This window comes from Martelella sp. FLE1502 (genome assembly GCF_053484255.1).
Window position 1 is genome coordinate 1 of record NZ_JBAKFQ010000062.1, and the last position, 874, is coordinate 874.

The 874-nt window shown below is 53.8% G+C and carries 1 protein-coding gene; it reads left to right on the plus strand.

The genetic code is table 11. The annotated features are described in order from the left end of the window. The first annotated feature begins 53 nt into the window (after positions 1-53). The gene (locus tag V6767_RS22675) at positions 54-821 is read left to right on the plus strand and encodes an IS6 family transposase (protein ID WP_448475504.1); all 768 of its coding nucleotides are present in this window, start codon (positions 54-56) and stop codon (positions 819-821) included. The last annotated feature ends 53 nt before the right edge of the window (positions 822-874 follow it).

The following is an 874-nucleotide window of genomic DNA, read 5'->3' on the forward strand; positions in this document are numbered from 1 at the left end:
AAAAATTTTGCCGATGCCCGAAAGAGTGCGGACAATTTTCAGCGGGACTTTTGATGAGCGATTTCAAGTGGCGTCATTTTCAGGGTGACGTGATTTTATGGGCGGTGCGGTGGTATTGCCGCTATGGGATCAGCTACCGCGATCTTGAACAGATGATGGGTGAGCGCGGTGTGCCCGTCGATCATTCCACGATTTATCGCTGGGTCCAGAAATACGCGCAGGAGATCGAAAAACGACTGCGCTGGCATTGGCACCGACCACAGTCAACGAGCTGGCGCGTTGACGAAACCTATGTGAAGGTTCGCGGCAAATGGACCTATCTGTATCGGGCCGTCGACAAATTCGGCAACACGATCGATTTCTACCTGTCTCCGACACGCAATGCCAAAGCGGCCAAGCGCTTCCTCGGCAAAGCTTTGAACGGCCTGAAAGACTGGGAAAAGCCGCGTGTCATCAACACTGACAAAGCGCCGACCTATGGGATTGCCATCGCGCAGTTGAAGGCCGAAGGCAGATGCCCCAATGACCTTGTGCATCGGCAGGTCAAATATCTGAACAATGTCGTCGAAGCTGACCACGGTAAGCTAAAGCAGCTGATCAAACCCGTCAGAGGGTTCAAGACGTTGAAGACGGCATATGCGACGATCAAGGGCTTCGAGGTCATGCGGGCGTTGCGCAAGGGCCAGGCTAATATTTTCAACCTGACACGAGACATCCTTGGGGAAGCGCGCATCGTTGAACGTGCTTTTGGTATCGGGCCGAGCGCGTTGACAGAAGCCGTGGAACTGCTCGCCCAGAATCTACAAGGTCAGACCGCTTGACAGCAGAAAATGAGGGGCTTGCCTTGCCAGCTGGATTTTTTTGCAACAGAGCC